6 protein-coding genes are annotated in these 5458 nt (G+C 69.5%); 4 read left to right on the top strand and 2 right to left on the bottom strand.

What is annotated here, in order from left to right; all coding sequences use genetic code 11:
- Positions 1-9 precede the first annotated feature (9 nt).
- Positions 10-1443, bottom strand: coding sequence for a DHA2 family efflux MFS transporter permease subunit (locus ACWFRB_RS10170; protein ID WP_452640712.1), 1434 nt, complete (start codon positions 1441-1443; stop codon positions 10-12).
- A gap of 89 nt (positions 1444-1532) precedes the next feature.
- Here ACWFRB_RS10170 and ACWFRB_RS10175 point away from each other — a divergent pair, with 89 nt between their 5' ends.
- The 4 genes from ACWFRB_RS10175 to ACWFRB_RS10190 all read left to right on the top strand — a co-directional run bounded on the left by ACWFRB_RS10175 (position 1533) and on the right by ACWFRB_RS10190 (position 5130).
- Entirely contained in the window at positions 1533-2213 is a 681-nt protein-coding gene (locus tag ACWFRB_RS10175; RefSeq protein ID WP_452640714.1) for a TetR/AcrR family transcriptional regulator, read from the top strand.
- Positions 2214-2326: 113 nt separating this feature from the next.
- Positions 2327-2827 (top strand): nuclear transport factor 2 family protein, encoded by a 501-nt coding sequence (locus ACWFRB_RS10180; protein ID WP_452640716.1) that lies wholly within the window; start codon positions 2327-2329, stop codon positions 2825-2827.
- Positions 2824-3672: an SDR family NAD(P)-dependent oxidoreductase gene (locus ACWFRB_RS10185; RefSeq protein ID WP_452640718.1), complete on the top strand. Its 849-nt coding sequence runs from the start codon at positions 2824-2826 to the stop codon at positions 3670-3672. The genes ACWFRB_RS10180 and ACWFRB_RS10185 overlap by 4 nt, the downstream gene beginning before the upstream one ends.
- Before the next feature lie 147 nt (positions 3673-3819).
- Positions 3820-5130, top strand: a complete 1311-nt coding sequence (locus tag ACWFRB_RS10190) for a condensation domain-containing protein (protein WP_452640720.1) — start codon at positions 3820-3822, stop codon at positions 5128-5130.
- A gap of 61 nt (positions 5131-5191) precedes the next feature.
- Here ACWFRB_RS10190 and ACWFRB_RS10195 read toward each other — a convergent pair whose 3' ends face one another.
- Positions 5192-5386, bottom strand: coding sequence for a hypothetical protein (locus ACWFRB_RS10195; protein ID WP_452640722.1), 195 nt, complete (start codon positions 5384-5386; stop codon positions 5192-5194).
- Between the last annotated feature and the right edge of the window lie 72 nt (positions 5387-5458).

Consider the following 5458-nt stretch of genomic DNA (forward strand, 5'->3'; position numbering starts at 1 on the left):
GTCCTCCGACTAGACCTGCTGCGCCTGCCTGCTCGGCATGAACAGTGCCGCGATGATGGCGACCCCGACGGCGCCTGCGCCGACGAGCAGCGCGGGCTGCAGCCCCTCCGCGTAGCCGGCCGGGGTGAGACTGCCGCCGTTGCCGAGGAACACCGCCGTGAGGATCGCGATGCCGAGTGCCACGCCGATCTCCCGGATGGTGGAGTTCGCGGAACTGGCGGTCGCGTGGTCCACCTCCGCCATGTCCGCCAGCACCGCGGTCGCGCTCGGGGCGAAGGTCAATCCCATGCCGATGCCTGCCATCACGAACGCGGGCACCATCTCGCCGTAGGCGGCACCCGGCTCGAGCAGCTGGGACATCCACACCAGTGACGCCGCCTGCAGGGCGAGGCCGGCGATCAGCAGCGGCCGCAGACCGACCCTCGGCGCCAGGATGCCCGCGATGGGCGCCACCACCATCGGCGCGGCCGTCCACGGCAGGGTTCGCAGTCCCGCCTCGAAGGGGCTGTACCCCATCACGATCTGGAGGTACTGGGCCAGCAGGAACACCGCCCCGAACATGCCGAGCGTGAAGGCGAGACCGATGATGTTGGCCATCGAGAAGCTGCGCGAACGGAACAGCCGCAGCGGCATCACGGGATTCGACGTCCGTGCCTCGCGGAACACGAATGCGCCGAGCACGACCACGGAACCGACCAGCGCGCCCAGCACGCTCGCGGAGGTCCAACCGTCGTCGTTGCCGTGCACGATTCCCCAGACACCGAGGAAGACGCCCGCGCCGGCCAGCACCACGCCGAGCACGTCGAGTCGCTCACGCCTGCCGCGGGATTCGCTGAGCGCGTAGAGAGCGAGCGGCACGGCGATCACCGCGACCGGGACGTTGAGCCAGAAGATCGCCTGCCAGGAGACTCCGTCGACCACGGCCCCGCCGACCACAGGGCCGAGCGCGACGCCGAGGCCGGACACCCCGCCCCAGACACCGATGGCGAGCGCTCGCTTGGACGCGGGCACCGCGCCCGCGAGCAGGGTCAGCGACAGCGGCATGATCGCGGCCGCGCCTGCTCCCTGCAGGGCTCGCGAGGCGATGAGCAGCTCCGGCGTGGTTGACAGCGCGGAGGCGATCGAGGCGACCGTGAACAGCCCGATGCCGAACAGGAACATACGCCGCCTGCCCCAGCGGTCCCCGAGCGTCGCCGCCGAGAGCATCAGCGTCGCGAAGCACAGCGTGTACGCGTTCATGAACCACTGCAGCTGCCCGACCGAGGCACCGAGATCCGTCTGGATCACCGGCAGCGCGCTCGTCATCACCAGGTTGTCCAGGGTTGCCATGAACATCGGCAGCGAGGCCGCGAGCATCGCCAGCCAGATCGGCACCCGGCGCCCGGCCCGCGTTCGAGGCGGGCTCTCGATCAGGACATCGAGTTCATCGGTTGTTGCGGTCATCACCACTCCTCGAAGCGAAGATCAGGCTTGTAAGCATCGAATGATTACTTAAATGAAAACGCTAAGGCATCGAGTGATAACCTGTCAACATGGCAGTGCAAGACGGCTCCGTGGAGTCGACGAAGTCCCCCCGTACCGCGACCCGCATGAGCGCACCGGAACGCCGCGAGCTCGTGCTCGCCGCGGCCTCACGGGCCTTCGCGCGGGGCGGCTACGCAGGCACCAGCACGGACGCGGTCGCCAAAGAGGCAGGCGTGTCACAGCCCTACGTCGTCCGAATGTTCGGCTCCAAGGCCGAACTCTTCCGCGAGGTGTTCGCCCGCGCACTGAAGAGCATCGTGGCGGCCTTCGACGAGGAACTGGACCGGATCGAGACCCAGCCGGGCGGCATCGATCCCCAGAGCGAGGAGTTCTGGTCCCGGCTCGGCGCCGCATACGGCGAGCTCGTCTCCGACGGCGATCTGCTGCTGGTGATGATGCACGGCTTCTCTGCGGGCGGAACCCCCGAGATCGGCGCGCAGGCGCGGGCCGCGATGTCGGAGATCTACACGCAGATCCGTACCCGCACCGGGTGCACCCCGGAGGAGGCGCGGGAGTTCATCGCGAAGGGGATGCTGCTCAACGTCCTGCTCGCCATGCAGGCCCCCGAACATTTCGACGAGGACCCGGCGCTCGCCGAGCTCTCCGAGTGCGCCTTCGGCCCAACCCTGGACGCCGCGATCTCGGGGTCGGCGGCCATCGTGAACGCCGCCGCGGCCGCGCGGGGGTAGCTCCAGGGCGACCCCGTCTTGCCCGCAGTGTGGGAAGGACTGCTGCGCGCTGTGACCCGTGCCACCTATCGTCCAGGTCACAGAAGATCAGTGACCAGAGAACGGGACACACCTTGGACCTCGCGCAACGGATCGCCGCCCTCGAAGAGATCGAAGCGATCAAGAACCTCAAGCACCGATACTGGCGGGCGTGTGACGGCAAGGACCCGAAGTCCTTCCGCGCCTGCTTCATCCGCTCGGGAGCGAACATCGACTACGGCCGCCTCGGCGCGTTCGACGACATCGAGCCGATGGCCGAGATCTTCGAGAAGATCGCGCTGCACCGGGTCGGTGGCAAGCACGTCATCCTCGACATGCACCACGGCCTGCACCCCGACATCACCATCACGGGCGAGGGCACCGCGACCGGACGGTGGACCCTGCGCTTTCGTCAGCTGAACCTGCTCGAGAACACCGAGACCGTCTCGACCGGCGAATACGCCGACGAGTACGTGGTCGAGGACGGCGAGTGGCGCATGTCGAAGTGTCACTTCACCGAGACCTGGTCGCTGACCCGCCCGCTCTCCCCCGACGCCGTGGTGTCCGAGGGCCAGTTCGCGGGGGTGGCGCAGTGACTATTCATGAAGCAACTAGTGAGCGGCGGGTCGCCCTCGTCACCGGCGCCAGCCGCAGCGTCGGCAAGGGCATCGCGCTTGCCCTCGGCTCGGACGGCTGGACGGTCTATGTCACGGCCCGTGGCGAGGTCGGGACCGACGGTCCGCTCGACGCGACGGCAGCCGAGGTGACCGCGCGCGGCGGCACCGGGATCGCCGTGCAGTGCGACCACACCGACGACGCCCAGATCGAGGCGCTGTTCGCCCGCATCGCCGACGAACAGTCCGGACGGCTGGACCTTCTCGTCAACAACGTCTGGGCGCACCCCAAGGGTTTCGCCGGCTTCTCCGACCCGTTCTGGAAGCGTCCCATCAGCGACTGGGACACGCTCATCGGCGTCGGACTGCGCGCGCACTACGTCGCCAGCGTCGAGGCCGCCAAGCTCATGGTCCCGCGCGGTTCCGGCCTCATCGGCAACATCTCCTCGTTCGGCACCCGCGGCTACCTGCACTCGGTGCTGTACGGGATGTCCAAGGCCGGCCTCGACAAGATGGCGGCGGACATGGCGGTCGAACTCAAGGGCACCGGCGTCACGGCCCTGTCCTTCTGGCCCGGGCTGGTGCGCAACGAGGCGATGCTGGCGAGCGGGATGGAGAGCTTCGCCGGGTTCCCCCTCTCCGAGGCGGAGACCCCAGAGTTCATCGGGCGGGTGATCGTCGCCCTCGCCAACGACCCGGCGGTCGACAAGCTCAGCGGGAGCACCCAGATCACCGCCGAGACCGCGCTCGAGTACGGGATCACCGACGTGGACGGCGCCCAGCCTGCCTCGCACCGCGCCGCGTTCGGCGGCGGTCCCCTGTTCTGACGCCGACGACACCCAGGGTGGTGAATCCATCACCCTGGGTGTCGCCCGCGCCACCGCTTGGGGGCCTGTCCGCACCCCTTCCCTCCGACGAGACTTTGAGACCAGAGCAGTTCCCGGTCACCGAAGTCCGAGTCGAGGGAGAGTTTCGTGAACCAGCCAGTGCAGCCCACCAGCATCTCCGGTTGCGGTACCCGGGCGCGGGTCCTCGCGCTCTCCGCCGCCGCGCACTCGGTCTGGTTCTCCCAGCGCGTCTCCGGTGACGCACCGATCTCCGTCGCGCAGTACGTCGACATCCGCGGCGCGCTCGACGTCGGCCTGCTCATGGACTCGGTCCGCCGGGCAGGAACGGAATTCGGGGCGGGGCGGCTGCACGTGGTCGAGGTCGACGGATTTCCGTATCAGACCCTCACCGCCGCCGACGACGACTTCGTCGCCACCGTCGACTTCCGCGGCCGGATGAACCCGGCTGCCGCGGCACGGGAATGGATGCGCGACGAACAGTCCCGACCGGTCGACATGGCGGCCGACCAGCTCATCGTCGCGGCCGTGCTGCGTATCGGCGAGGAGCACACCTACTGGTACGTGCGCGCACACCAGGTCGCCCTCGACGCGCACGGACTGCGCACGCTGATCGAACGCTCCGCCGAGCTCTACACCCATGCGTTCGTCGGCGCCGCCGCCGACCCGTCCGAGGCCCTCGACCTCGAAGCCGTGGTGGCATCCGACGCGACCTACCGGACATCCGACCGTTTCGAGCGCGACCGCGACTCCTGGGCCGAGCATCTCGTCGGCGTCGCGGACCCGGTCACGTTCGCAGGCACGGCGGCACCCGCCCAGTCCGAGCCCGTGGTGATCGGCGGCGAGCTGGCGCCGGCAGGCCCCGGCGCCGCGCTGTCGGCGCCGACGGTGGTCGCCGCGTTCGGAGCCTTCCTCGCGCAGCACACCGGACGAGACGAGGTCACGGTCACGCTCCCGACCCCCGCCAGGGGCACCGCGGCCCTGCGCCGCTCGGGCGGATCGCTCGCCAACGTGGTCCCCCTTCGCCTGTCCTCGGGCGCTGGGATGACGGTCGGTGAGGCCGCCATGGCGGCAGGCAGGGAACTCGCGGGAGCGCTGAGCCGTCAGCGGTACCGCCAGGAGGACGTCGCGCGTGAGGTCGGCGTGATCGGCGACAACGCGGCCTCCTTCGGCCCCACCATCGAGCTGATGCTCGCCGACAGCGAGGTCCCTCTCGGACCGCTGGACGGAGCGGTCCACGTCCTGACCACGGGCCGGGTCGACGACCTGACCGTCCGGGTCCGCCCCGGCGCGGTCGAGGGCGCCACCCGGATCGACTTCCTGGCGAACCGAGACCTGTACTCGGAGAACGAACTCCGCCGGCTGCACCAGCGGTTTCTGGTCTTCGTCGAGGGCTTCCTCGCCGCGGACGCGGACAGCCCGCTCTCGACGGTCGCCTGACCTCACCCACCAGGGGTGCGGTCAGCGCGACCCCGCCGATCCGCGAAGCTCGCCGGGCGGATCAGTCTGCGAGTTCTACGATGTCGTACTTGATGTTCCGGTCGCTGATGAGCAAGGCGAATCCGAGTCCGAGCGCGGCGCCCGCGAGTCCGAGCGCGACCCCGCCAAGGGCGAGTCCGACGCCGAGCGCGGCACCACCCAGTCCCAGCCCGAGGCCGAGCGCCGCTCCGCCGAGGCCGATGATGAGTCCGAGCATGATGAATCTCCTCGATGAATGGTTGGTTTCCGGGCCCGTGCGTGCGGGAGGGGCATCACCGGAAGACCGTCC

The sequence above is a fragment of the Rhodococcus sp. NPDC055112 genome (assembly GCF_053607505.1).